A 24,368-nucleotide genomic window follows, 5' to 3' on the forward strand; every position below is an offset into this window, starting at 1 on the left:
GAAACTTACTTGATGGTGACGAAAAATTCGTCGTTGCCCACAGTCGGCAACGCCATCAGTGGAAGCTGGTTGTTGATGATCTTCTGGTTTTCCGTGTAGGTCGCGCGGCCGAGTTGGAAATTCGCGCCGTCGAAGCCGACGATATTGCCGGCCACGGTGCCGTGCTGCGCAGCCATCACACCAGTCTCATGCGCGCTGGCCATACCGAACCAGTCTATCGTTGCAAGCGAGGCCGCCGCCATGGTCGTCTGACCGGTCATCTGTCGATCAACCGACTCGATGCTTTCGGCGTTGATGAGCAGACGCGGCTGGATGTCCGCGCCAAGATCGAAGGAGAAAGCCTCGCACGCGCCGGCATAGCCGAAGAGCGAGAACGTGGTATTCGCCTTCGAAACCGGAACCGGCTTGATGAACTTCGTAAGATCCATGCCGACCGGCATCGTTGGCGAATCCGAGATGACGCCAAGCAGACCGGTGATAGTGAATGACCAGCGCGCAATCTGCGATGGCTGAAAGTCCAGCTTCCAGGTGCCACGGCAACCAAGCATGATGTGCTTGATGGCACCGTTGACAAAATAGATCGTGGCCGACTCGAAGTTGCTGGAGATCGGATTGTACTTGACGTCCGTATCGACGGTGATGACTTCGGCCATCTGGGAGGCGCGAAGCAAAGGTCCATAGGCGGGCGGCGTGCCCGGATCTCCTGAACCAGCCACTTCGACGTCGAAGGCGATCCGGGCATAGTTACCGGTCAGGATCACACCCTGGTGGCCCATATACGGCAGGATCAGATCACGGCTGACGTCCTGACCAACAGACGGCTCGAAGTTGAAGTTGGATGCCTGGATAGCGTTCAAGGCACCGGTTGGTGTCGGATCGGTGCCGTAAGCGGTCTCGATCTTTACCAGCAGGGCTTTGTTTCTTGCGTATATCGTCATGGATCAGGCCTTTCCCTTTTTGCCGCCGGTCTCTTCTTCGGCTGGGGTTTCAACGACGGCCGGCTGTCCGGCTTGGAGTTCTGTCGCGGTCGATGCCTCGGCCGACGTTTCGGGTGTAACGTCGGCCGGCGCGGCGATCGGCGTCAGGCTTCCGTTCTTTTCGCGGCGATAGGAGCCGCCAGTTTGCGGGTGCGTCATGTGCTCTCCAAAGTTCGAGTGGTTTTCCAGGTCTGGACGAACACGGTTGCTCCTTTGCCGAGCGCCGAACTCGACTGGCTGGCAACCAGCTCGAACAGTTCCTCGCTTTCGTCCCATGCCCAGCCGGCCAGCGCGCCTTCGATCTCGTCACGGATCTGCTCGTATTCGGTGAGCCGATCGCTGCCCTTGGCGTCGTCGTAGCGTCGGATGAAGAAGGCGATGATGATCCAGACTTCGATCGACTGACGAAAACCGCCGGACGAGAACTGATTGGGCTCGGCGTTCTCCCGGAAAGGCAGAACGAAGACAGTGCGGGTCCTTGGCATGACGCCATTCGAAAGCGCTTCCAGATCCTCGGCCGCCAGGACATCGGCCAGCGTCGTTTCCGCCTTAAGGCGCGCTATGACGGCCGAGATCATAGGAAGCCCTCATAATTGCAGTTCGGCTTCACCAGGATGACGCGACCAGCGCCGTCACTCGGCTTCTGGCTGGCATCGTCAAACGGTAGATTGATCTTTCCGGTCGCCACGTCTTTCAGCGCATCCATGGCAGCTTTCCAGTCGCGGACCACATGGTCCGGAGCGCCGTTCAGATGCAGATGGTAGCGGGCAATCGACACCGCCCAGGTGCGAACCAGTTCGGGAATAGCCGGAAGCGGGAGGCCATAGCGAGTACCGATATAGCCGTCGATCTCGCTGCCTGCCGTGGCGATCGCCTTGTCGATGACATCCGCGTCCGCAACGCCGTCACGATCGCGGTCGGCGACCTGGAGGATTTCGTCCTCGCCAGCACGCTCAATGAGATCGGACAGCGTCGCATAAACGGCCATGACTACACCTGCTGTTCGGATTCGGCAGCTTCTTTGGCGCGCGGCTCGACGGCCTCGGCATCTTCAAGCTGCTCAAGCACCGTGGCGGAGACATCGACAATCTCATCCGGCATGCGCTTGACACCGTCGATACGTGCAGGTTTCAGCAGTACGACGCTGAACTTCTCCACCTGATCGGCGGCATCGCCTTTTTTCGCGGCCATGGTCTTTCCTTTTCAAAGGTTGTTGATGAACTGCCGCTGTTGGCTGGCGCATGACGCCAGCCGGGCTAAGGACATTGTCCTCGCGACGCTCCCGCTCGAAATCCACCCGAAGGCGTCAGAGGACGTCTTCCAAAAGATATCCAAGCTCCGGAGCCGCCACGACTTCCTTGACGCTTTCGCCGGAGCGGACACGGACGGACCCCTTGAGACCGATCTTCGGTTCGTCCATCGATCCGGAGACGCGTTCGCCATGCTGTGCAGTCCAGGCAAAGGTCGGCGTCGCATCTATCGAGCTGGCGAGAGGTGCCTTGAAGAACAGCAACGCATTGCCGCTCCAGGCGCGCTGCATGCTGACGGCCTGCCCCTTCTTCGAGCTGTTGATCCAGCCTTCGCCGATGATGATGTCATCCAGCTCCAACAGATCAGCCACGGCGCGCTTGTTCGCCATGCCCTTGTCGGATCCGGATACTGTAAGCGCCTGAAGCACAGTCGGGTTGGTGCGTAAGCCGGTCCATTCGACGCGGCCCAGCACCATGTTGTTCGGGCGCATGACCATGGTGTCGGCGGCTTCGCTGATCAGCCGGATCGGATTGCTGGCGGCATCCGACCACTTGTCCGTGCCGGTCAGTGTTTCCTTGTTGCTGGCAGGATAGAGACTTCCGTCGAACGCCTTGTTGGCGACGCGGACTTCGCGATCCAGAAGCACCAGATCGATGAGCTTCTGCGCGGAGAACGCGCGCGGATCGTAGCCGGCCGGCGCATTGTTGATGTCATCGAGCGGAATGACGTCGTCGAGACCGTAATCGTCGGTCTTGTCTTCGTGCTCGTCACCCTGAAACTCGACTTCATTGGGCGAGGACTTACGGCCGACTTTCGTGTCCTGGACGGTGATGAACTGACCGAACGCGAACGACCACCAGGTGAACTTCTTCTTCGGCAGGTTCGGCGTCAGGCGCGGCATCACCAGGTCGGCGATCAGCGTATTGTTCTTGTAGGCGTTGATGATACCGGTCAGCACCGGATCGACGGGGAACGGCGTGCCGCTCGTGCTCATGTTGACTCCTTAGAAAGTTGAGGGCGATCAGCCCTGGATCTGGCCGGGGGTTACGAGGACACGGGCGATGTCACCAGAGACAGCGCCGATGGTGAGGATGCCGCCTGTTCGCGCGTTGGCGGCGGCGGCGGGAGCTGCGGCGACGGCCTTGCCGCCAGCACCGGCCGTGAAGAACGAGCCGAAGGTGACAGTGCCGCCAACCTGGACTTCGGTTTCGCCAAACAGAACGACATCGATGCGCTCGCCGGCCGCAGCACCGCCCGGATAATCGGTGACACCGATGATCTTGTCGGCGGGCGCGGTCGCAAGATCGACCTGACCGTCAGATGCGCCAGCCTTGACCAGCACCTGGTGACCGATGGCCGCGACAGCGACGAAAGACTTGATAAGCTTGCTCATGCTGGACCCTTTCTGGCCTTAGCGTTTGGTGAGGCGCATGGCCGCTTCAGCCGGCGAGATTGTCTCGCCACGCCCGCGCGCCGCTTCGATTTCGGTATTGATCGCGTCCTTGACATGGGCCGGATCGGAGAAGTCGGGACCGTCGCCGGCAGCGACCTCGCCCGTTGCCACGGGAACTGGCAGCTTGCCGAGCAACTGGCGGAAGCCCTCGCGAGCGGACAGCGACTTGCTTTCGCCATCTTCCGAGAACGAAAGAACGCCATTGTCCAGGTCAGCGAAGATCGCCGTCACCAACGGCTTCAGCCCGACAGGGAGACGGCCGGCCGAAACAACTCCGTTGACGAACACTTCGTCTTCGGCAGTGCGGGCGGCGCGCGCAGTCTCTTCGTTCTTGCGGGCCTTTTCCGCAAAGCTCGTTTCACGCTCCGCGATCTCACGCTCACGGCGTTCCAGTTCGGCAATTTTGGCTGCGTCCATGACATCCTCTTTTTCGGTGTAGGTGGTGAACGGTGCTGCGGGCTCCGGATCGCGGATCAGCTGTGCAGCCTCGGTGATGGTGTCGATGCGCCAGGACGGAACGACCGCGTCGGCCGCTTCGATGCCCTTGTCGGCGATGATCGATTCCCGGAAAGTACGAAACAGGCCGGCGATCGTGTCGAAGACCCACGCCGTCCGAACGATGGCCGCATCATCGAACTGGACAACATCGGCGTCGTCGGCGAACTCGATCGACTTCAATCCCTTCACGGCGGGCGCTGCCGCGCCCAGGAAGCCGACGTGCTTCAGGTAATATTTCCCTGGCGTCGGGTTGTTCGGATGATTGGGCGGATAGAAGCTCGAAGAGACCTTGCTGAACCGACGATCCTTCACCAGCTCGGCAAACTGCGGCTCGACGTTTTGCGGCTCGGCAACAAGATGACCGTCCCTGAACGAAACGGACTTGATCCAGCCATAGGCCGGTGCATCCTGTTTCGGATGCCCGACGACGATCGGCGCTTCATGCAGCGCCGTATCGTATTGCGTGGCGATCGCCTGCAGGTCGTCATCCGTGAAGGAAAACGGCCGGCCTTGGCTATCGGTGTGGTTGCCAGTGCGGAAAATATCGATCGGTTTCATGCCGGGCAGATTGGCCCAGGGCATTTCGGCAAAACAGCCGCAAGGGTTTGTGGGAAACCGGCGATCGGAAGCGATTAGCCTGTCAGAGACATATCACACCCGCCCCCAGGGGCAAGGCTTCGCCGTTAAAGTGGTTTCTAAGGCCGTAGACGGCGATTGAGGCGTCGCCTGCGGCAATCTCCCGTCCGGAGCCCCTGAGCGCGTTTCTGGGGCCGCTATTTCGATCCGGCCGTATTCTCGATCGCATCCAGGAAGTGATCCTCAATGATCTCCTGAATACGGACCTGGTCCTCGCTGCTGAAGCCGAGAAATTGACGCCGGGGGATTGTGACCTTTTTCACCATGAAGGTCTGCCCGCCCATGGAGAACATCAGCGCGGCGGCGTTCTTCGGAACGATGGTTGCGCCCTCGTTGTGGGCACGGGCGTAGATCACATTGGAGCCGATCTCCACCCCGCTCGATGCGAGCTGCCAGATGATGCTGGACAGATCGCGCGTCGCGCCGACAAGGATCGAAGCGCCCTTCTTCGTGAGGGCATAGAGATCGTTGAGCTTCTGCCAGGCATTGCCGTCCGGATCCTGCTGGGTGCGAAACCGCTCCTTGGTCGCCTCGGCCTCATACTCGCCGATGTTCTTGTAAACGGGCGTCAGGGTGCCGGCCGCAGCCAGCAGGCGATCGAGGGCGTCAATGATTTCCTTGTCGTCGATCGTCAGTGTTGCTGCGCTCATTTTGGCCTCCATTGTTTTGCGCGGCCACGCGTAGTATATTTGAGGCATGGCAGATCGAGGCTTTCCGGAGCCCTCCGTAGATCTGTCTGCCCGAGGCGCGCACCGGAATGCGCGCCTTTATTTTTTGCGGTAGAGCAACGCACCTTTCCTGAACCCCTGAATGTAGCTATCGGTGGTGTCGAAACCGGTGATGGCGGTCCAGCCGGCCTTCGTCCATTCGAAGCGAAGGAAGAGGCTCTTTCCGTCCGGCAACAGGACGCGTTTCAAATAGGCCCTTCGCAGCACGATGCCTGACTTGACGCTGGCCCAGTCAACCCAGATCTCGTCGGGCTCCCTGATGGCATCCGCCAGGAGAGCAGCATATTGACCGCGTCCGCGCTTGCCGCTCTTGAGACCAACGACAGTGCCGTCAGGCATGCGTTGCTCGAAGAGTGCCTTGCTGATGGCAATGATGCCGCCCGATGGGTCCCGGTAATAGCCTTTCTCGTCGCCTTGCAAGCCGAACCGCGACAGAAAGGCCGACGCATATTCGTCAGGCCCCCGATCGGCGGGAAGAACTTCTGTCGGATCCGCCTTCGTCTCTGGCGGCAATGGAGGCAGTGATCGCTGCTGCGGCACGGCATCTGCAGGGGCGAGCGGCTGGCGCAGCTCCGTGGGCACGATGCCAGAAAGCCATTCCTCGCCGACATTGTAGTCCCAGCCGCGATCGATGCCGGGATAACGCAGCTCCGGATAGCCGGTGCGTGGATCCACGCTCTCATATGGCGTCAGGTCCGGAGCCTCATCGGGACCGGATTTTCCAAGCCGCTTCAAATCCCGTTCAGAGAGGGCTTTGACATCGCAACCACAGCCCCAGCCGTTTGGCGGAAACATGTATCTCCAGGCAGGGTCGATCGTAGCGAGAACAAGGCCATCCCAATGTAGATGCAGCAAACGGGGATGCAGTGCACGTGAATGGACATACTGGAGATAGGGCCGGTATTTCAGAACGTCCGGATCGGTCAGCTGCTTCCAGCGCCCAGCCATATAGGATGTGCGCATGTTCGTCCTGTAGATGATCCCGGCGCGCCATTCGTGGCGCTCCTCGTCAGTGCCGCCCTTGGCATTAAACTTCCAGCCGGTGCGATCGACGATCTCGTCAAAGGTCTTTCGAAACTCGTTAAAGCCCGTGCCGGCAGTGCGAGCCGTCAGCAGTGCCGCCATGAAATCCGAGAGCATATCGTCGCGGGCGATGCCGGCCACGGTGAAGCCGCGCACCTGGCCCTGCCGCATGACATCGTCCCAGCGCTTGGTCGGCAGGTTGACCTTGTTGCGCAGAAAGTCGATCGCTTCCTGGAAAGGGAGTTGATCAGCCATTGCCGGATGCTTGCCCTTCCAGGTCCGCCGCCACAGTCGCCTGCGCCATTAGCTGTGCGAGATCGTCGATCGACATGTCGCCGGACAATCGCGCCAGGCGCTCGGCCAGATCGTCATAGGATGTCGCCTCGCTAAAGGCTGCCTCGATATCGGCGATCATGGTGTCGATCGCCGGCCGGCCGAGGGTGGCCAGTTGGTCCGAAAGATCCGCGACGGTTTTCTCGGACTGCGTTTCCGGACGCTCCGGATCGGCGAAGGCAAGACCTGCGGCGGCACTCGGCTGCTGGTCGGCTGGGTTTGGTTCGGCAATCTTCTGCTGCTCTACCCACTCGCCGCCATAGGTATCGTTGATGTAGTCCACCGAGGCTGGCTTATAGCCCATGCCGTAAATGGTCTCGTCGCGCTTGACCTTTTCGTCCAGATCTTCGGCCTCGGAGAAGTCGCGCCATACGTCCGGAACCGCTTCGCCCGGATAGTTTAGATCCACGTACCACTGAACCGCTGTTTCCTTGATGGTCTGGCAAGTCAAATCCGCATCGGCCTTCGCGATCGCGATACGGACTTCGTTGTGGATTTCGCCCAGGGACCGAGCACCGCGTTCACCGGAATTGGTGCTCAAGGTCTCACCCAATACCGCTTCGCTCATTAGCTCGTCGAGATAGCGCGAAAGTGTCGCGAATTGATCGCCCTGGGTCTTGGCTTCGAGCAGCTCGACCTTCACGTTCTCGGGAAAGATGAGGCTGTCGGATCCCTGCATGGACGCAAACACACCCGCCAGCTGATCTTGTTTCAGCTGATCGAAGCCACCCTGATACTGTCCAAGCGTCGTCGGCGACGCATGCTTGCGGGTGGCCTGTAGCCAGTTTGCCAAAACCTGGCGCTTGAACCAGGCGGGCCAGAACAGCACCGAACCGAGGCCGACGCCGTAGGGGTCGTCATCGTCGTCATCGACGGAATGGCGATGGATAACAAACTTACGATCTGGCACCGCAATGCCGTCGACCGGTGAAGATCGGGTCAGGACGCGCAGGTTTCCATCCATATCGAACCGGAAGCGCCGCTGTTTCTTGACCTTGATCGAAGAGGGCTTCCAGACACCTTCGTCGTTGATCCACATGATCTCGCCGACAGCAAAGCCCTTCAGCACAGCACCCAGCAGCCCTTTGGTCAGGCGGTCAAAATTGACCGCCTTCAGCCATAGTTCAACCTCGGCCGCGATCCGCTTGTCGATCCGGCGATCGGAAGCCTCGAACACCTTCCATTCCCGGCTGACCACTTCGAGCTTGCGCTTCTGCAGGATGGCAAAGGCATGTGGATCGCGTCGGATCTCGTCATAGACCTTGTAGGCCGACGCGCCGCCACGCGACACTAGTACCTCGTCCGTCGGCTGCATAACCGTCTGGAAGAACGGCACAAACGGGTCCGACTGTATGGTTGCGATTTCCGTGGTGACCGGATTTGCCATGTTACATCCTCAAGAAGTTGGTCAGGGTTGCAACCAGCGTATTGCCGCTTACGGCCTGCAGGAATTCAGCCATCTGGCTGCTCGTTTCCTTGTTCTCGCCCACGGCTCCCCGCCGATCGGGCCGCTGTCCTGGTTGGACGCGAAATATGCGAGCGCTCCGGCAATAGCGCTGTCGCCGTGCCGCTTGTGTCCATCGGCACCGATGGTGTGAACATTCTCCGGGATCTTGGCCACGCCGCGCGTCATCTGCAGGAGGCGATAATCGCCCATGGTGTCATCGTCGCGCGGGAGATCGATATAGCCGTTCTCGAAGGCATCCTTCAGTTTCGGCATATTCAGCATGTACCAGTCCTGGCTGAACTTGATCTCCGAGACGAGCGAAGGTCCCAACTTCTGACGCGTGGCTTCGGCCAGATATGCGCCGTTGCCACCGGCATCGAGGGCGGCATGAAAGAACCGCGGCAAACGGTCGATGATGTAGAAAAGGATCTGCTCTTGCGTCGTGAAAGGAACGTCACGCAACTCCAGAATGAACGGAGTGCGGCGCATCAGGTTGCCCGTCACCAGCATGGGGTGAATGACCGACAAGTCCTGCGATCGCGCGAAGTCCTGGCCAAGGCACGAACGCCAGGAGCGCTCGATCTTGTCGAGCAAGGGTTTCAGCTTCTCCTCGCAAAATGCCTTGGCCTCGGCCTCGCGGACATGCTTTTGCCAGTCGACGAAGCCCTTCGGCGGCGTCCAGCGGATGACCGGGATTTCCGGGTCCATCCGAGCGTCGATCAACGCACGCGACAGATAGGCACCGCCCGATTGCGAGGGAATGCAGAACAGCTCTTCGTCAGCGCCGGCCGCATAGAACTTGATGATCTTCTCGCGCCATTCGGCTTCCGCCTCGGGAGACCACTCCTTGCGGGTGACAAAGCAGATGCGCTCGTAAAGACCATCCTGCAGGGCGCTGTCGAGGTCGATCTTCACATGGGCGTAAGGCAGCTTGCCCGCATGGACATCCTGAATCTGCTGGTTGAAGACGTTTTCGAAACCGTTGTGCGTGGAGCAGACGATAACCTTGCCGCCCCACATGAGGAACGCCAACGCCGCCTTTAGAAGCTCGGCCAGGTTATCGACGAACGCGGCCTCGTCGATCATCACGATGCCCTGCTTACCGCGCAGCGTGCGCGGCGCTGACGAAAGGGCGATGATCTCGAAGCCAGAGGCAAAGCGGATCCGGAACGCCTGGATCGACTTATCGCCATCGGGCGACTTGTCGTCGAACAGGAATTCCTCGGCTTCCATGGCCGCAAGCGAATAGGCGCGTGCCCACATAGCGCAGGCGTCGATGAATTCGCGGGTCATGTCCTGGGCATAGGAGATGTACATTACATCCATGCCGCCAGCGGCTTTCTCGCGTGCGGCCTTCAGCGCTGCATAAGCGGCGAAGCCCCAGGTGAGACCGATACGGCGGGACTTCTCGACAAACAGAACTTCGACGGCTGTCGATTCCATGAGCGAGATGACGCGGCCTTGATAGGCCAGCAGCGCCTTTGGGAGACCGACTTTATCGACGACGTCCTGCATGGCGTCAGTTGATAGACGCCTGATCCTTGCCCATTCCTCTTTCGAAAGCGGTCCGCTCATTGCTTCTCCACTCCGAGGATCTGCGACAGGATATCCTGCGCGGTTTCGGCGCTAAGGCCCCTGGACTTGGTGACACTGTTGACGGCCTTCGCGGCCTTGTCGGCGAAGTCTGCCTCAACCTTCTGACGGCGGGCTGTGGAAACCGTCTGCGCCTGGGCGGCAGCGCGCAGCGCATTGGCAAGCGACATGGCACCCTTCGGATCAATGCCGCTTTCGCCCTTGCTGGTCAGCAGCTCAAATATCAGCGTCTTGATCGCCTCGGCCGCGATCAGCGTCAGGTCATCGCTCGCCTGGGCATCGAACTTGCCAGCGATCGCCGTAGCTATCTCACGGGTTTCGTCGAGCCGGCGCGTCATGGTGGCGAGCTTGAGGGAATAGCGGTTGAAGGCGCTGAAGCTGGGGACCTTGATCTCCAGCTCGCCACGATATTCCTTGTCGAGTGCTTGCAGCTTGGCTGCAAACTCCTCGTAGATTTCGGTCTGGGTGCGGTCACGGTCCTGCAGCTGCTCGACCGCCCACGCGACAACCGGAGCGCAGGGCTCCGGCAGCAGCTCAATCTGATTTAGCCGGCCGCGCCCCATCTTAGTCACCCCTTCGGCTGGGGCGCTTCACGCCTTCGATGATCGTATCGCGATCGAGGTGACGACGGCCGAGATTGGTGAGCGTGCCGATTTTGACGGAGCCGGCATCATGCAGGGTGATAGCGCCCATATCCCGCAAGTAGACCATCTGCTGGTGGATCCACGGCCGTTCCTGACGGATGGCGAACTGCGGCAGGATCTCTTCGATCATGCTGGAGGAAAGCGTTTCGTTGTCCTGCGCGCCCAATGCCTTCAGGATCGTCAGCCGAGCCTCTTCGCGGAGAATGCGTTGCAGGTCAGTGGATAGATCACTCATTTTCTCGCCTGCTCCATCAAAAGGTCGTGGAGCCGCTCGCCTGTCGCGGCGATCGGCCTAAGTTTTTCTTCCAGCGTGGCAAAGCGACCATTCAGTGTTGCCAGCTGCAATTCCATCCGATGTTGGGATTCACGATCGGGCAGATACTTGATCTCGCTCTCGGCCGCCTGGATCCTTCGATCATGCTCAATGAGCTTCTTCTCGTTAGCTTCCATTTCCTTGTTCAGCGCCACGACAAACTCGGTCAGCTTGTCGGTGAGCGCCATGACGTCTTCCGCGAGCTTCTTTTCTCCCGAGGAAAAATAGCCCTTCGCGTGGCCCAGGAGAGCAAGCCCGGACAGCACCAGATTGAGGTAGAGCAAGATCTCTGGAAGCGTCATCGGCAGTATACTTCCCGTTCAAAATCGGTCTGGCATTCGGCGCAGCGCGTGGCGGCTGGATAGACCTGGCGGCGGGCGAGCGAGATGGTGCAGCCGCAGTCGACGCATTCGAGCGTGCCGGCGCGGGTGAGTTTCGCGCGCACTTCACCGACTCGAGCATCGCGCTCCTGCTCGACGCGGGCTTCGCCGACTTCGCGATCGAAATCACTGTACATTCGTGCCTCCCGCGCCGGCAGCACGCCGGGTTTCGCAGGTGCGCAAGCTCGTGCGGTCGATACCCCAATAGGAGCCGGTCTCCTCATCGCTAAGCTTCCGATCCGGCAAAGGGACAGGCGGCGCGCACGGGATCTTCGCGGCGGGCGGAACTTCCCGTTCGACATAGACCGTCTTCACGACAGGCAGCGACTTATCGCTTGTTGAGCAGGCGGACGCGCTCGCGGCTAAGACCGCCAGTGCCATCATCTGGAAGCGCTGCATTTTCCTTCTCCAAGTTTGCGGCTCGTTGTTCGGCGGTTGCGATCTGATCGCGGGCCGCGTCCTGCACTGCCATGGTTTCCTTGAGCGCCTGGGCAATCTTGGCGTTTGCCTCGGCATTGGATTTCTCGATCTGGCCGGTCCAGTAGGCATCGCGCTCCTGACGGACAGAGGCCGTAGCCTTGTCGATCATGTCGTCGATCCTGGTGATGGTGAGAAGGCAGAGGCCGGCGATGATGGCGATCGCCGCAAGGCCGGCCAGGGCAATGATTAAATAGCGATTCATGGTCTCTCCTCGGGCGGATCTCGGTGCGATCCGCGCATTGCCAGGCGCATGTCGTAGGATCCGAAGCCGCGATGGACGCCGAGCAGTCCGACGATGATCATCACCATGGACGGCACGGCGATCGAGCCGAAGGCGACGGCCTGTTCCGAGCCGAGGCATGCGCCTACGGTCAGCGACAGGATCACGAGCCATGCCAGGGCCGAAGACAGCCAGAGCGCCTTCTTCGATGTTCGATAGGCGGGTTTCGCTACCATTCGAATACGATCCCTGCGATCAGCGAGGCGAGCGCCGCGACAACAACCATGGCAACCGCAATCACAAGGTCACGGTCGCCGAACAGGTGCGCCAGGAAGCAGAACAACAGGCCCACGGCGATCAGGATGGCGATGACGCTCCACTTCCCCAGCCACATGTCAGACGATCGCCGCCTGGAAGTGCATTCCATCCCGGCGCTGGACACTCCATCGACCGCCCCAGATCCAGCCCTCGGCTTCAAAGGCAGCAATGACGCGCGGATCCATGGCAGGCGTCGGATCGCCCAGGCCATTGTGATCCGGATCAAAATCGACGGCACAGCCCAGCGCGTGCATCGACAGGCGGGAGATGCCGCGCATCTGACGCCAGTTGTAGCCGCCGCCGATCAGGTAGAGGTTCGCGGCTTCGATGGCCTTCTGGCTGCAGCCGAAGTCCTGCCAGATCTTGTTGAGGATGCGGCCGAGGCTTTCAGCAACCTTGCGATGGACGCGGAAGGACTTGATGGTGAGTGACTTGTCCCAGGAGGCAACGGCCTTCCACGGGATCGGGACCAAGACAAGGTTCGCCTTTTCCCATGCTGGATCAGCGCCGGCGACACCCTTAACGATCTTGATGTTGTTGCCGTAAAAGGACGCGGCGGCGGATTGAGCAGGCCAATTGTTCACGGGAACCCCCAGCAGTTAAAGAAAAAGCCGGGCAAAAGCCGGCTTTGCTGAGGGGGAATTTGCTCGTTACGGCCGCACCAAAACAGCCGCAAGGGTTTGCGGGTTATGTGCCAAACAGGTCGAGCTGGGTGCTTTCGCCGGATTTCAGCCAGCTGCGGACGGTGACGTCCGTGGTGTGGAGCTGGCGAGCGATGGCGTTCGTCGTGAGGCCCTTATTATACTTTAAATGGGCGGCGATAAAGGGCTTTCCTGTCGGGCAGCGAAAGCCGCCGGCGCCGACCTGTTTTGCTAGCGCAATCGTTGCCTCGCGCCCCAGCGCCTCGGCCACGGGCGAACGGGCCTGCGGATTTTCCGACAGGTAGACATAAGACCCGCCGAAGGCCAGCAGGAAGGTAACGGCCTTTTCGATGCCGACCGCCGTCACATACGGCTGAAGGTGGGCGGGAACGCGGATATCAGCCACGGCGCACCTCCAGCTGTTTTTCGACGATCAGGATCTGATTGGTCACGGCTTTCAACTCTCCAAGCTTTTCGAACCGGCCGCGCTCATGCGGCCGCATGGTTTCCAGGCGCTTCATCAGCGCGTTGCGGCGATCTCGAAGCCCCTTCAAGTCATCGTTGAGAAAGAGAGGAAGAACCGCCGCCATGATCAGATCTCCGGGTTCCAGCGAATGATCACACCTTCGAACCGGCTCCCCTGGTGGCTTTCCCGCCAGAACCGGCCCATGGTTTCCCGCGCCGTCGAACCGATCAGCCTAGATGGCGCAAGGCCGGCGAGCCGGCCGGGATCGAAGCCATCCGAAATGGCGAAGGGCTCGATCTCGTCACGGTGCAGTGGCCGACCGTCGATCTCGATGTATGCGATGCCGGCGTCGATCAGGTCGCTGGACATGATGACGATCGGCAACACAGCGACGCAGGCAGGATCGGCGATGATCCTGCGGCAGTTCCGCGTCCGCAGACCGACGAAGAGCTGCAGCTGCTCGCCGACATGGGCGTGACGGCGGCGGTGCCCACGGATGGTGTGGGTTTTCGAGCAGTCCTCGATCTGCGGAGCGAAGTAGGATTTGAAGCCGTAGGCGACCATCACGCACCTGCCTTTCCTGCGCGGACGCGTTCGCCAAGGGCGTTCATGACCGCTTGCCAATGCGATTGTTTCAAGTCTGCCAGCCATACGATGCTGATCCCTGCCAGCCGCGCCGCCTCCTCGTCGAAGCCCTTGCGAACTAGGAGGTTCGCGTCGGGGTGCAGCATCTTCCACTGCGCCCAGGCGATCTTCGCGGCGTCGGTGGCGAGCCATTCATAACCATTGGTGTTTCCGAAGCCGACGCCCGCCTCCCGGGCGAGCCAGCCCTTGAGACCTTCGATAGCCTTGGCGGCATCGTCCTGATGGATTAGGAAGCGCGTGTGGTCGATTCCGGTCTGGCGCTTCACGAAGGCCAGCATGGCCTTGTCGTCGCGATCTCGGGCGATACCGAGGTTCCAGGCGGCGATCCACAGCGCCTGGAGCTTCTTCGCATACTTGCCCGTAAGCTTCTGCCGACCGTCCGGCCGGCGTGCCGGCGCTGGGCGGAAACCCTCATTTCGGAAAACAGTCAGCACCGACAGGCGCTCGGCCTCGGTCATGTCCTTGAGCGAAGCTTTGCCGGTGATACGGGAGAGCTTGGCTCGATAAGCATCGTCGTCTAGGCCGAGCTGTTTCTTGGCGACGTGAATGGCGGCAACGGACGATCCCATTACGCAACCTCGCGTATTGCTAATTCAACTGAGGCGTGATTGTCTTTGGGTCTCGCGACGGTAGGGGGCACCGGAAAATGCGGAATTGGGCGATTGGTTTGGTAAGTGCGTTTGCAGTGGTTGCGGCTGGCACCGTTTGGGCAACCGACTTCGGCAACGAGCCTTACCCTGCGACGCACGCCGTCGTGGAGAGTTGGGTCGAAACCGCCCTCTACAATTATCAAACGCTTATTACCGGCATTCTGGCTCTCGTCGCCGCCGGCCTCACAATCATGCAGATGCGGAAGAGCGACAAGGAAGCTAATGGTCGTCACGAGCGGGCTCGCGACGATGCCCTCGACAATGAAAAAGCTGCTCAGCGTCGGCACGTACAGCTTTTCGATCTTTCGTTGCGCCGTGACGCGCGCCTTGTCGATCGCGCTGTAAATCCTCAACTTGAAGATCTCAGAAAAGTTGCTCAGGAGGTCGGAACGATCTTCGCGGCGGTCACCAGTCTTTTTGATCAAGGGGGCTATTTCGCTGGGCACAAAGCGGAAATGGACAAGACGGTGGGGCTGGTGGTGGAGATTATCGAGAGGCCACAGGTGAAAGAGGCTGAGGCCCTTTTTGATGGCAAAATGATATTTGCGCGCGACCAGATTTTGGCTGCCAAAGCACGATATGACCGTAGCTCGGTCCCGCCCGATAATATGCCGATGACTGCTGATTGGGGGGTGTGCGTGATGCGATATCCGACCTCAACAAGTACCTTGGAAGTTTCTATTCCGGTTTGGATCGCTTGCAGCAGCTCTATAATCCCCAGCCGCTGGATAGTGGCTCGGCGGAGAGGTGATCTTGTTAAGAGTGTGGAGGACACCAGGTCATGCAGGAACATCACAAGCGTAGGTTTGGATGGCTGGTGAGCATCGTGGTTGTCGTAGCTTTGGTGATGCCGATTGTTTTTGGCGCTCCCCGCAAGCCAGACGGCACCGGTGGCGACCCTTGGCGCAACGAGATATTTGATTTTCAAACGCTCATAACCGGCATCCTGGCGATTTGTGCAGCTTGGCTCACAATCCGGCAGATGCGCAACGATGACGCGGCTGCACAACGGAGACATGAGGAGCTGACCGCACTTAGTCTTCGGCCCGATGCGCTGTGTGTAAGCAGAGCGTTTGAGCCTCAGCACCAAGAGCTGACTGTGATGCATGACATCTTCCGGAAGAACCTTTGGAAAATAGGCTTTCCGCACGAGGGGTTTTCTATGAACCGAGAGTACCTCGATGCCGCTCGTCCCGTTCTTGTCAAAGAATTCGACGGCATACACTTCGCTGTACACTGCTGCCTCGAAGCAATGGAACGACCCCAGTTCATTGAGGCTGCTCGGCTTTTCACCGGCCGGATGAGCAGGGATATTGACGTTACGAAGAAGCACATCGAGAGACAGGTCGAACGCTATGTATCGCTCAACGAGCCATTGGCAGAGGCTGCCGCGCGCAAGAGTGAAGATGACCGTCTTTTTCTCATTGAGCATTGGTTGGACAGAAACGAACAAGACCTGATGTTCTTCATGCTGGCCATGCTTGTGCAACTGCCCAAGATACTCAAAGGGCTCCATTTGCTCGAAGAGAGATACAAGCCCTATCTTCGCGGCTAGCCGAGGATACGTCTTTGTCATGGCGCGCCCCTATGCCTTCGCCAGATCAATGGTAACAGCTTGCCAGCCATCGCTGACCGAAGCGCGCTTGTAGAAGCGCACATATTCCTTGCTGCCGGTGACGCGCATGGCGTCGCGGATTGCACGCATGGCCTCCTGCCAACGCGGATCTTCGATATCGAGCCGCAGCAGCATGAAGATCTCGGAGCGGTTCACCTGACCTTCCTTGTCGGTGTTGAAGGCCTTGGTGATGACGGCGCGGATCTCCGGCCGGCTATCCGCCGCCCATTCGATCAGGCACTCGTCGAGCAGCTTCTTGGCGATCTGCAGCTCGGAGCTGAAGTCGACGAAATCGGCAATCTGCACCTGGACTTTCATGAGGCCGTCGAAGGTCTGATAGGTGCGGTTGCCCTTGGCGCCGCCGATCTTGGCGTTGTACTCCTGGGCGAGCAGTGCGTCGAATACGCCAAGGTCCGTCATCGTGTGACCACGGAAGCGAGCGATCTGCGCGGAGAGATCCTCGGCAAAGGCGATGATCTTCCGGACGGTCTCGTCCTCCAGCTTATGGGCCGGCTTGATTGTCTCGACGGGCACCAGGTTGCCCTTGGCGTCGGGCATGTAGTCCTTGCCGTTAAAGGTGACGACGCCGGTTTCCGGCTTCTCTTGGAGAATGATGGCATCCATGTTCAGATCCTTTCAAAGGTGGTTTGAAGAGTTTTCAGGGAGGCTTCGAGCGCCTTGCGGGCCGGACGCTCGTTGATGGTGGTTTCGGCGGCCAGCAGGGTCTTGAACCTCGCAACGACCGTGGAGGCGCCCCTCAACACGCTGTCAGCATTCGCCTTTTCAACGGCGAGTTCCCACACGCGCCCTTCGAGACCCGATCGTTCCCCCTGCCAGGCGGCGGCTTCGGCAGCCGAGGCCGATCGGGCTTGCTCCAGCTCTGTCTCGGCTTGTGCAAGCATCGCGTTGGCGTGATCCAGTTCGGTCACGTAATGCAGGACGCCCATGCACAATGCCCGGATGGCTTCCAGCGATGGAATGAAGTCCCGGAACTTCGCTTCCAGGAAGGCTTCGGCAGTTTCGAGCGGATCGATGTCGTGGAAGCGAACGGCGATACGGTCGGACTTATCCGATGCCTCGCCCAGAACTGTGACGACGTCGACGAGCTGCGCGTAGTTCGCAGCTATCTGCGGGTCGGTACTGATGGCTTTCTCGATCCGGCGCACACCATGAATGATCGAGGTGTGATCGCGGCCGCCCATGAAGCGACCGATCTCCGGATACGAACGCTCGGTGAGCCTCCTCGCCAGCGTCCAGGACATGTGGCGCGGCAAAATGATGCCGTCACCCTTGCGACGGGAATTCAGATCGCGCACCGTGACGCCATACGACTTCGCCACGGTCTCGCTGATGAGCCTGCAGGTGATCGTCATGCCGCGTTCCCCCCTGTCGGATCATGATCCGGGGAGCGGCCTGGAAAGGCGACGACGTTGCCGCCGATCGCAACGCCGCCGTCCTTGGAGATGTGACGATCGCGAGCGGCACGGTCATTCCACTCACGGCAGCTCACCTCGCTTTCGAGATTGCGGGCCATCTCGGTGAATTCGTCGAAGCGCTTGATGAAGCCCTCCAGCTCTTCGTCGTTGAGATAGACCCCGCCGTGGCGGTGATCCGCCAGACGGTTGCGGGTCTCGATCAGGTGGTCAGACAGGTAATCAAGTTTACGATTGGACATGGCTCTTCGCCTCCAGATAGGTTTTCAGGGAGATGACCTTGCCGTCTGCCAGCAGCTCCGGCGACACCGGGTCGACGGTAAGCTGACCCTCCATTTCGCGAGCGAAGCCGGCGCACAGATCCACAAGGTGGGACGCACGCTGGAACTGCTCGATGCCGAATGGAACGCCCTCGGCTCCGAGGTCGAGAATCTGTCGGATGGAATCGAGCACAATGGAAATTCTAGGCGTCATGGCGCACCTCGCTTCCGGGGCCTGAGATCAAGTTCCCGTCGAGCGCGACATGCGGCCGTCCCGTCAGCAATTCGATCCGCTCTTCCATGTTTCGCGCCTCCATCTCGAAGGCGCGGAACGTCAGCAGCAGGCCGGTCACACTGTCCGGTACGGCTCCAATCTTCACGCGTTCACGCAATTCACGAAGAGCATCAGAGAGCATCGTCATCCTCGTTTCGGCTGGTGGAAATTCGGCTATGCGGGCAGCCTGACCGGCACGCCCGATACATCTGGACGCGATGGGATGACGTGGCCGCGTAGGGCTTGGCCTGCCATGAAAGGCAGGTATTGCGGGCGAGGTCGCCAAGCGCTGGGCAAGCAATGGTCTCGGCCATCAGCGCGCCGCGCACCATCTGCTCGACGCGGGAGACATCGCCTCGATAGCTGTTCGACAGGATCTGGCTGATCGTGGCGGGGCTATAGTCGAGCCGCTTGGCGACGGCCGACTGGCTGCCTTTGTTGCACTCTTCGGCAAGCACCACGACCCAATCGGGAGGGCTGCCATGCCAGGCGAGCGTTGTCCTTGTGAGATGATCCACGGCGGCGCGGCCGGCGACGGGTCCACGGTTCACGAGAGCACCTCCTCGGCGACGACATCGCCGATGATCTGCTCGCGATTGGGATCGTAGATCACGGTCGCGGCCATTCGCCTTGGAGCCTTGGGGCCGGTATTGGCGCTTCCTTTCAGCACGTAATAGTTCTGGCCATCCTCATCCTTACGTAGCGCCAGGACGCCGCAGCGATGCAGAACCCTGCAATAGAGACCCGCCGTGTGGCGGTTCACGCCGATATCGTCAGTGCTCGCTGCGATCGCCAGATCCGCGACCGTGAAGCCTCCGCGCTCGCGGCGCATTACATTCCACATCTGCTGTTGGCACTTACCGTGCGAACTTTCCTTGCCGTCCCTGGTGAGCGAAGGGCAATCGCTTTGCCGGCGCAGGAGCCGAAAGTACCGATCCTTCTCGGATGGCACTTCCTCGGCGTATCCGGCCTTGGCCAACAACTGCAGGAAAACTATCAGCGTCTTGCGCTGATCCCGGTCGCACTTGTCCAGGATATCGCGGACGGCAAAGCGATCGTTGCCGTCCGCCGTTGCTTCCAGGATCACCTTCCAGAAGTATCGATTGCCGCGACGCTGAGGCTTCACGTTGACGACGGTGAGATCGAGAAACATCTGCATGGTCAACGCCCCCGACGCGGCGCTTGGCCGGTGAAGACTTCGCCATCGTAGTCGGCAAGGGCGATGGCATCCAACTGGCGAGCACGGGCGAAATCCGCCACCCGCGAGAGCGAGGCCACAATGCGCGAGGCGACACCATTCGTCTTTGTGACGATATGATCGAGAAGATCGTCCTGCACGCTCAGCTTCGGATGGTAGACGCGGGCGAGCGAGCGCGCATCTTCCACGTCGCTGGGGTTTGCCATGCCGAAAGCCGAAACCCGGTTTTCGCATCGCTCATAACGGGCGAGCTTCTCGGGCAGCAGCTCTTCGCCGACCAGGAGAACCGGGATGCGCGCTCCCTTGTAGAGGTCGCGGACCAGCTCGATCATGTGCTTGTCGATCAGCTTGTCGGCTTCGTCGATGATCAGCAGCCGGTTTGGATCGTCCTGCAGGCGGCGCAGCGCCTGCAGCATCATGTCTGAAATAGTGCCCTTCGGCTTGTCGACGTTCAGCTCAGCCAGCAGCGCTTCAACGAACGTCTTCCGGGTCCAAAAGTCGAACACTTCAAGATAGATTGCTCCGGTTTTGTTCTGGAGATACTGGCTGGCCTTGGATTTGCCGTAGCCGGAGCGGCCGTAGAACAGGCCGAGGCCATCGACGCCGGGAGGCCGGTTGATGATCTGCTGTGCAACCGAATAAGCCTCGGCTACGTTCCTGAGCGGGGCCACGGTCCCGAAGCCTGGATTGACATTGTGCATTCTGACGTTCATCCTTCAGTCCTTCTCTAAGTTTTCTCCGCCCGCTGGCTGCAACCGGCGGGCATTCCATTTCAGGTACGCAGTCCCGGTGCCTGATCACCGAAATCGTCAAACATCGCTTTTTGGGTCTTGAACTCGCTGCTGGTCTGGTAGCTACCGGCCCAATGTGCCTCTGCGGCTTCTACCGGCTGGCCGGCGCGCATCCGCGTTTCGATATCGAGCCAGCGACGGAACCGCTGAGCCGGCGTCGGCGAGGTGCGGATCGGCTGGACGTTGGCGCTCGCTGCCTGCGGTTTCAGGTCCGCCAGCACTTCCGCATGAAGATCGGCGACGCGGGCTGCCATCTTGGCTGGCTCCGACCGGGAAACGGCATCGAGTGCGGCTTCGAGCTGCGACGAGGTGTGAAGCTCCTCGCGCTTCGGCAGGGCGATGATGTTGGCACTTGCTTCGGCGCGCTCGGCGCTCTTGCGCTTTGCAAGCTCGATCGTACGGTCGATGCCGGATGGTCCCTTGAGCAGTTTGCGGACATCCTTGCGGATCTCGCGCTCGCGCTCGGAAACCATCTGGTTGAACTGCTGCTTCGTCGCTTTGACGAACGCAGCCGGATTGACATCCGAGAGCTTCGGGCAGATGGCCGTGTCGAGAAAGCTGCCGTCCTTGGCCGAGAAGGCGTAGACCTTGCCCATGTCGAGCGGATCGAGCCGAACAAAGACATCGGTGCCCGGCAGGATCGAACCGGTGAGATAGTAATTGTCTTGGATTTTGATGCCCTGCGGCGTCATGCGGCGCATGCCGTCTTTGCCGGCAACCGGCATCAGCAGAACGTCAAGGGCACGTTCGTTGACTCGGGCGATCGGCGCCATAGAGGAAGCAAGCACATCGGCGGGGCTGCGATCACAAAGGCCGGCATGCTCATGCTGGTGGTAGTAATACTCCAGCCAGTCATCGAGCTTCTCCTGCAGCTGCGCGGCGGTCAGCGAAACCGAGAACGTCTCGAGATCGCCTTCTCCGAGCCGTTGCGCGAAACTCTTCCGATCTTCGATCGCCTTGCGCTCAGCGACATTGTGGCCAATGTAGCCCGGAAGCTGGCTAAAGAAATTGTGCTGGACCGTCTTGATGGCGCGTTCGACGAAGGCCTTTTCCTCGGGCGTATATTTCTGTGACCGGACGGTTTCGATCTCAAGCGAGCGCAGCAGGCGCTGTGCCTCTTCAGCCACAAAATCGGAACCATTGTCGGTCTTAACCGCCTTGCAAACGCCGCATCTGAGCACGGCTTTGCGCATCATCATGTTGACGGCCGATGCGCGCGGCGTCTTGGAGACCGTCATCGTCAGCCAACGCGTTGCGACGTCGATGCACACATAGATCGAATGACGCCCATCCAGCAGGAGTGCGTCGCCTGGGGAGGCGTCGATCATCCAGAGCTGGTTCGGTTCGTTGACCCACGAATAGCTGCCGGTGCCGCGTAGCTTCAGGGTCGAACGGTACTTGTCCGGGTTGGTGATCTTGGTCAAAACGACCTTTTCAGCGGCCTTTAAAGCCTTAATGAAATGCTGGAACGTGCGAACGGGCGGCAGGGCCTTCATCTCGCCGTCGCGGTTCACCAGCTGCGCGCCAAACTCCAGCTCGACATATCCGCGGATTATCTCTGCAGAGAGAGCCGGATTGGCCGCGATCCATGCCAGGACGAATGCCTTCACGGCACCGTCGCTTGCGGTGTCAAGCAACCCCGATCCGGCGCGTGCTTTGCTGCGATCAAACGCGAGCGCATTGATATTGCCGACACGCTTCTCTGCCATCCAACGCAGCAACGTGCGCCGGCCAATCGTCGGGACCTTGGCCTTCACCCAGCCGTCGACAAGGATCGAGCCCATTTCATAGCGATCGCAGAAGATCTGAACGCAGGCCTGCTGATTGAGGCGCAGCCCGCGCGAGAACAGCGCGTATGCTGTCAAGATGGCGAGGCGGGCATCGCGTTCTGTCTCCGCGTTCCTCGTCAGCGGTTCATGCGGATTGGCCACCGTGGCAACTTCGACCGGCTCCGCGCCGATCGTCATGTGGCGCTGGACGTAGGCGACCTGGGCGAGCGTCGGCAGCAAACGGTAATGATATTCCATGCCGCCGCCGCGACCACGGCGCTTGCGAGCATAGGTGACATGGGTGTCCCAGATCTCGCGTTCGGCATAGCGGATCACGGCGCTTTCTGTCGTCGGCATATCAGGCAGGGTTTCCGCCGCGATCTCGCGGGCAGTGAGCCACTCCTTCATAGTTCGACTTTCATGGATCATCGGTTTGCCTTCCACTGAGCATCGGCGGCTTGCTCCTCGCGCTCCAGCTGCTGGCGCAACTCGCGGGCGCGTTCACGCTTGAGCAGCGCCTCGTATTTTTGGGGAACGACGATCAGCCCAGCCTCTTGAAGAAGGGCGTTGAGAGGGCGGGCATCGCCGGTAATGGCCACGAGCGCGGCAAGCCGCACGGCCGAAATCTGGTTCTGCTCCTTGGCCTGGCTGGAATAGGCATCCAGCAGGGTCCGGGAGACGTTCGACTTGGTGATTTCCGACATCTGTGCTGCGATGTCCTCGCGCGACATACCGGAATCCTGAATGCAGATCGCGATCGCCTTCGCCAGCCGACCACCGAGAGACCATGCCTTCACCTGTTCGCCGTCGAAGCGATCGACGACGGATGTCGGCTGGTAATCCCGGAAAAGGTCGATGGTGAAGGCGTCGCGCTTGCGCATCAGCGGCCTCGCTTCGCCTGCCACCGGGAGATGGCGGCTTCCTGCAGGTCGAAGAAGTGGTCCTGCTCGGGCTGCTTGAGACGGCCGAACGTATCCGAGATCCGCTCCCACCGAGCCTTGACGGTCTGCGGCACGTTATCGAGGATCGAAATTGCCTCTTCGACCGATCTGGCCTTTTCCGACAGAATCATGCTGATGACGGCGACCTGCCGCTCCGGGGCCCTGATCGCGCCCAAGAGATAAAGCTGACCCTCCAAATCGGCGATGCCATGAAGGGCGATCCGGTCTCTCTGCAGGGACGGGATCGATGCGATACGGATGGCGCGAAAGACGGCCGCGCGGGAGATCTTGAGAAACACCTGGGCCGCTTCGGAGAAGCTTGCGGAAAACTCCTCGCTGGCGACTATCAGATCAAAGTCGCTCGAATTCAGTCTAAAGTTTAGACTCAATTCTGGCTTGGCAGCATCGGCCGGCTTGCGGCCGGGTTTCATCGGCGGCTGCGCTGCCCGATAGATCGAACACCAGTCGGCGATCGCAACGCTGCGATCTAGCGCCGAAAGCGGGTTGCGCAGCATGTTTTCGGAGATCGAGACGAGGCGCATGGTCGCCTCGGATGTGAAGGCTCCCGGCTCCTTGACGATCGCATCGATCGTCGTACGGCCGAGCTGCTGCTGCGCCTGCAGGCGCAGCGCGCCGAAGATCAGGCGGAAGCCGCTGTCCTCGCGAACGATCTCGATCGGTTGGCGCTGGCCGTGGATTTCGATGTTCTCGGCAAAGGCCGCGATCGCATTAGGATGATGCTTGCGATGATCGGCCGGGACGCGGATTGCGGCAACGGGCACTTGCTCGACGAACGCGACCGGCGCGGCATTGTCCGTGGAAACGAGTTTCACTGACATCGCCGTCATGCCGCACCCCGAACTCTGTCAGCTGCAGCGTCGCGTTTTTGACTCGACCGCTGTTTGTTATTGCTGCTAGTTTCACCATCGTCATGACGGCCAAGCGTGTAGCTGTCGGGGAACATTTCGCGGAAAGGTACGCCCAGGGCTTTGGCAATCGCCTCTGCGCCGGGGCGGCTGGCACCGATCATGCCCGCCCGGCAAGCGCTGTCGTAAAGGCCAGCATCGCGGGCAATCCCGGTCAGAGTCTTATTCTGCCGTAAAAGCTCCTCTTTGATGGTCCGTCGATCCCACTTCTTTGTGGTCGTCATGGTTACTCCCTGTTTTCTGACCTTGTGCAAAAGGTCGGTTGGCGTGGGGTAGGTGTTGAAACAGTGTCGCAACTATATTCGCGAAATATCGCAAATTAGTCAACCGAAAACCGCGAAATGTCGCGGTCAGAGTTCGGGGTTTGCCGGATTTCGTGAAGTCAGAGATAAGGTGCTGAAATTGATAACGATTTTCTGGAGCTTTCATGCGTCTACAAACTCTGACGCACGGTCAGAGTTCGCG

General features: G+C 60.1%; 38 protein-coding genes. 2 read left to right on the plus strand and 36 right to left on the minus strand.

What is annotated here, in order from left to right; genetic code table 11:
* Positions 1-5 precede the first annotated feature (5 nt).
* The 24 genes from HB780_RS05970 to HB780_RS06085 form a co-directional block, all read right to left on the minus strand.
* Positions 6-938, minus strand: a complete 933-nt coding sequence (locus HB780_RS05970; protein ID WP_183689118.1) for a phage tail tube protein — start codon at positions 936-938, stop codon at positions 6-8.
* A 3-nt stretch (positions 939-941) separates the two neighbouring features.
* Positions 942-1,136 carry a hypothetical protein gene (locus HB780_RS05975; protein ID WP_183689119.1) on the minus strand — a complete coding sequence of 65 codons (195 nt, stop codon included), beginning with the start codon at positions 1,134-1,136 and terminating at the stop codon, positions 942-944.
* A complete protein-coding gene (locus HB780_RS05980; protein WP_183689120.1) occupies positions 1,133-1,555 on the minus strand; it encodes a phage tail terminator protein in 423 nt (140 codons plus the stop codon). The genes HB780_RS05975 and HB780_RS05980 overlap by 4 nt, the downstream gene beginning before the upstream one ends.
* Positions 1,552-1,965, minus strand: coding sequence for a gp436 family protein (locus tag HB780_RS05985; RefSeq protein ID WP_183689121.1), 414 nt, complete (start codon positions 1,963-1,965; stop codon positions 1,552-1,554). The genes HB780_RS05980 and HB780_RS05985 overlap by 4 nt, the downstream gene beginning before the upstream one ends.
* Positions 1,966-1,967: 2 nt before the next feature.
* Positions 1,968-2,168 carry a hypothetical protein gene (locus HB780_RS05990; protein WP_183689122.1) on the minus strand — a complete coding sequence of 67 codons (201 nt, stop codon included), beginning with the start codon at positions 2,166-2,168 and terminating at the stop codon, positions 1,968-1,970.
* Positions 2,169-2,283: 115 nt separating this feature from the next.
* Positions 2,284-3,222: a major capsid protein gene (locus tag HB780_RS05995; protein ID WP_183689123.1), complete on the minus strand. Its 939-nt coding sequence runs from the start codon at positions 3,220-3,222 to the stop codon at positions 2,284-2,286.
* Between the two features lie 27 nt (positions 3,223-3,249).
* Positions 3,250-3,621: a hypothetical protein gene (locus tag HB780_RS06000; RefSeq protein WP_183689124.1), complete on the minus strand. Its 372-nt coding sequence runs from the start codon at positions 3,619-3,621 to the stop codon at positions 3,250-3,252.
* An 18-nt stretch (positions 3,622-3,639) separates the two neighbouring features.
* A complete protein-coding gene (locus tag HB780_RS06005; protein WP_286202983.1) occupies positions 3,640-4,761 on the minus strand; it encodes a peptidase in 1,122 nt (373 codons plus the stop codon).
* A 191-nt stretch (positions 4,762-4,952) separates the two neighbouring features.
* Positions 4,953-5,465 carry a phage virion morphogenesis protein gene (locus HB780_RS06010; protein ID WP_183689125.1) on the minus strand — a complete coding sequence of 171 codons (513 nt, stop codon included), beginning with the start codon at positions 5,463-5,465 and terminating at the stop codon, positions 4,953-4,955.
* Positions 5,466-5,582: 117 nt separating this feature from the next.
* On the minus strand, positions 5,583-6,821 hold the full coding sequence (locus HB780_RS06015) for a PBECR2 nuclease fold domain-containing protein (protein ID WP_183689126.1): 1,239 nt from the start codon (positions 6,819-6,821) through the stop codon (positions 5,583-5,585).
* Complete coding sequence (locus HB780_RS06020) at positions 6,814-8,286, minus strand: DUF935 domain-containing protein (protein ID WP_183689127.1); 1,473 nt, start codon at positions 8,284-8,286, stop codon at positions 6,814-6,816. Before HB780_RS06020 ends, HB780_RS06015 begins: the two co-directional genes overlap by 8 nt.
* 48 nt (positions 8,287-8,334) lie before the next feature.
* Positions 8,335-9,921: a terminase large subunit domain-containing protein gene (locus HB780_RS06025; RefSeq protein WP_286202984.1), complete on the minus strand. Its 1,587-nt coding sequence runs from the start codon at positions 9,919-9,921 to the stop codon at positions 8,335-8,337.
* Complete coding sequence (locus HB780_RS06030) at positions 9,918-10,502, minus strand: DUF3486 family protein (RefSeq protein ID WP_183689128.1); 585 nt, start codon at positions 10,500-10,502, stop codon at positions 9,918-9,920. Before HB780_RS06030 ends, HB780_RS06025 begins: the two co-directional genes overlap by 4 nt.
* Position 10,503: 1 nt before the next feature.
* Complete coding sequence (locus tag HB780_RS06035) at positions 10,504-10,818, minus strand: VpaChn25_0724 family phage protein (protein ID WP_183689129.1); 315 nt, start codon at positions 10,816-10,818, stop codon at positions 10,504-10,506.
* Complete coding sequence (locus HB780_RS06040) at positions 10,815-11,198, minus strand: DUF2730 family protein (RefSeq protein ID WP_183689130.1); 384 nt, start codon at positions 11,196-11,198, stop codon at positions 10,815-10,817. Before HB780_RS06040 ends, HB780_RS06035 begins: the two co-directional genes overlap by 4 nt.
* Positions 11,195-11,413, minus strand: coding sequence for a TraR/DksA C4-type zinc finger protein (locus HB780_RS06045; protein ID WP_183689131.1), 219 nt, complete (start codon positions 11,411-11,413; stop codon positions 11,195-11,197). The genes HB780_RS06040 and HB780_RS06045 overlap by 4 nt, the downstream gene beginning before the upstream one ends.
* Positions 11,414-11,604: 191 nt before the next feature.
* Positions 11,605-11,958 carry a hypothetical protein gene (locus HB780_RS06050; protein WP_183689132.1) on the minus strand — a complete coding sequence of 118 codons (354 nt, stop codon included), beginning with the start codon at positions 11,956-11,958 and terminating at the stop codon, positions 11,605-11,607.
* Positions 11,955-12,212, minus strand: a complete 258-nt coding sequence (locus tag HB780_RS06055; RefSeq protein WP_183689133.1) for an NAD(P)+ transhydrogenase beta chain — start codon at positions 12,210-12,212, stop codon at positions 11,955-11,957. Before HB780_RS06055 ends, HB780_RS06050 begins: the two co-directional genes overlap by 4 nt.
* Entirely contained in the window at positions 12,206-12,370 is a 165-nt protein-coding gene (locus HB780_RS06060) for a hypothetical protein (RefSeq protein ID WP_183689134.1), read from the minus strand. The genes HB780_RS06055 and HB780_RS06060 overlap by 7 nt, the downstream gene beginning before the upstream one ends.
* 1 nt (position 12,371) lies before the next feature.
* Positions 12,372-12,878: a M15 family metallopeptidase gene (locus tag HB780_RS06065; protein ID WP_183689135.1), complete on the minus strand. Its 507-nt coding sequence runs from the start codon at positions 12,876-12,878 to the stop codon at positions 12,372-12,374.
* 103 nt (positions 12,879-12,981) lie between these two features.
* Positions 12,982-13,341, minus strand: coding sequence for a hypothetical protein (locus HB780_RS06070; protein WP_183689136.1), 360 nt, complete (start codon positions 13,339-13,341; stop codon positions 12,982-12,984).
* Positions 13,334-13,525: a hypothetical protein gene (locus HB780_RS06075; protein WP_183689137.1), complete on the minus strand. Its 192-nt coding sequence runs from the start codon at positions 13,523-13,525 to the stop codon at positions 13,334-13,336. The genes HB780_RS06070 and HB780_RS06075 overlap by 8 nt, the downstream gene beginning before the upstream one ends.
* Before the next feature lie 2 nt (positions 13,526-13,527).
* On the minus strand, positions 13,528-13,965 hold the full coding sequence (locus tag HB780_RS06080; RefSeq protein WP_183689625.1) for an ASCH domain-containing protein: 438 nt from the start codon (positions 13,963-13,965) through the stop codon (positions 13,528-13,530).
* Complete coding sequence (locus HB780_RS06085) at positions 13,965-14,615, minus strand: regulatory protein GemA (protein ID WP_183689138.1); 651 nt, start codon at positions 14,613-14,615, stop codon at positions 13,965-13,967. Before HB780_RS06085 ends, HB780_RS06080 begins: the two co-directional genes overlap by 1 nt.
* 77 nt (positions 14,616-14,692) lie before the next feature.
* Between HB780_RS06085 and HB780_RS06090 the strand changes: the two genes are divergently transcribed.
* Together HB780_RS06090 and HB780_RS06095 are read left to right on the plus strand one after the other, a co-directional pair.
* Entirely contained in the window at positions 14,693-15,517 is an 825-nt protein-coding gene (locus tag HB780_RS06090; RefSeq protein ID WP_183689139.1) for a hypothetical protein, read from the plus strand.
* Positions 15,478-16,251 (plus strand): hypothetical protein, encoded by a 774-nt coding sequence (locus HB780_RS06095; protein ID WP_183689140.1) that lies wholly within the window; start codon positions 15,478-15,480, stop codon positions 16,249-16,251. The genes HB780_RS06090 and HB780_RS06095 overlap by 40 nt, the downstream gene beginning before the upstream one ends.
* Positions 16,252-16,281: 30 nt before the next feature.
* On the opposite strand, the gene HB780_RS06100 is transcribed toward HB780_RS06095, so the two are convergent.
* From HB780_RS06100 to HB780_RS06155, 12 genes are read right to left on the minus strand one after another with little or no spacing between them, the layout of a single operon-like run.
* On the minus strand, positions 16,282-16,935 hold the full coding sequence (locus HB780_RS06100) for a DUF3164 family protein (RefSeq protein ID WP_183689141.1): 654 nt from the start codon (positions 16,933-16,935) through the stop codon (positions 16,282-16,284).
* 2 nt (positions 16,936-16,937) lie between these two features.
* Entirely contained in the window at positions 16,938-17,684 is a 747-nt protein-coding gene (locus HB780_RS06105) for a helix-turn-helix domain-containing protein (protein WP_183689142.1), read from the minus strand.
* A complete protein-coding gene (locus HB780_RS06110; protein ID WP_183689143.1) occupies positions 17,681-17,986 on the minus strand; it encodes a hypothetical protein in 306 nt (101 codons plus the stop codon). Before HB780_RS06110 ends, HB780_RS06105 begins: the two co-directional genes overlap by 4 nt.
* Positions 17,973-18,218, minus strand: coding sequence for a hypothetical protein (locus tag HB780_RS06115; RefSeq protein WP_183689144.1), 246 nt, complete (start codon positions 18,216-18,218; stop codon positions 17,973-17,975). Before HB780_RS06115 ends, HB780_RS06110 begins: the two co-directional genes overlap by 14 nt.
* On the minus strand, positions 18,208-18,420 hold the full coding sequence (locus tag HB780_RS06120) for a hypothetical protein (protein ID WP_183689145.1): 213 nt from the start codon (positions 18,418-18,420) through the stop codon (positions 18,208-18,210). Before HB780_RS06120 ends, HB780_RS06115 begins: the two co-directional genes overlap by 11 nt.
* Positions 18,410-18,829 carry a helix-turn-helix domain-containing protein gene (locus tag HB780_RS06125; RefSeq protein WP_183689146.1) on the minus strand — a complete coding sequence of 140 codons (420 nt, stop codon included), beginning with the start codon at positions 18,827-18,829 and terminating at the stop codon, positions 18,410-18,412. The genes HB780_RS06120 and HB780_RS06125 overlap by 11 nt, the downstream gene beginning before the upstream one ends.
* Complete coding sequence (locus tag HB780_RS06130; RefSeq protein ID WP_183689147.1) at positions 18,826-19,437, minus strand: hypothetical protein; 612 nt, start codon at positions 19,435-19,437, stop codon at positions 18,826-18,828. Before HB780_RS06130 ends, HB780_RS06125 begins: the two co-directional genes overlap by 4 nt.
* Before the next feature lie 2 nt (positions 19,438-19,439).
* Positions 19,440-20,189, minus strand: coding sequence for an AAA family ATPase (locus HB780_RS06135; RefSeq protein WP_183689148.1), 750 nt, complete (start codon positions 20,187-20,189; stop codon positions 19,440-19,442).
* Positions 20,190-20,248: 59 nt separating this feature from the next.
* Positions 20,249-22,444: a DDE-type integrase/transposase/recombinase gene (locus HB780_RS06140; protein ID WP_183689149.1), complete on the minus strand. Its 2,196-nt coding sequence runs from the start codon at positions 22,442-22,444 to the stop codon at positions 20,249-20,251.
* A 17-nt stretch (positions 22,445-22,461) separates the two neighbouring features.
* Entirely contained in the window at positions 22,462-22,917 is a 456-nt protein-coding gene (locus HB780_RS06145; RefSeq protein ID WP_183689150.1) for a phage regulatory CII family protein, read from the minus strand.
* The gene (locus HB780_RS06150; RefSeq protein ID WP_183689151.1) at positions 22,917-23,825 is read right to left on the minus strand and encodes a ParB/RepB/Spo0J family partition protein; all 909 of its coding nucleotides are present in this window, start codon (positions 23,823-23,825) and stop codon (positions 22,917-22,919) included. The genes HB780_RS06145 and HB780_RS06150 overlap by 1 nt, the downstream gene beginning before the upstream one ends.
* The gene (locus tag HB780_RS06155; protein ID WP_183689152.1) at positions 23,822-24,127 is read right to left on the minus strand and encodes a helix-turn-helix domain-containing protein; all 306 of its coding nucleotides are present in this window, start codon (positions 24,125-24,127) and stop codon (positions 23,822-23,824) included. Before HB780_RS06155 ends, HB780_RS06150 begins: the two co-directional genes overlap by 4 nt.
* Positions 24,128-24,368 lie beyond the last annotated feature (241 nt).

Origin of the sequence: Rhizobium lusitanum (assembly GCF_014189535.1) — a bacterium.
Taxonomy (GTDB): domain Bacteria; phylum Pseudomonadota; class Alphaproteobacteria; order Rhizobiales; family Rhizobiaceae; genus Rhizobium; species Rhizobium lusitanum_C.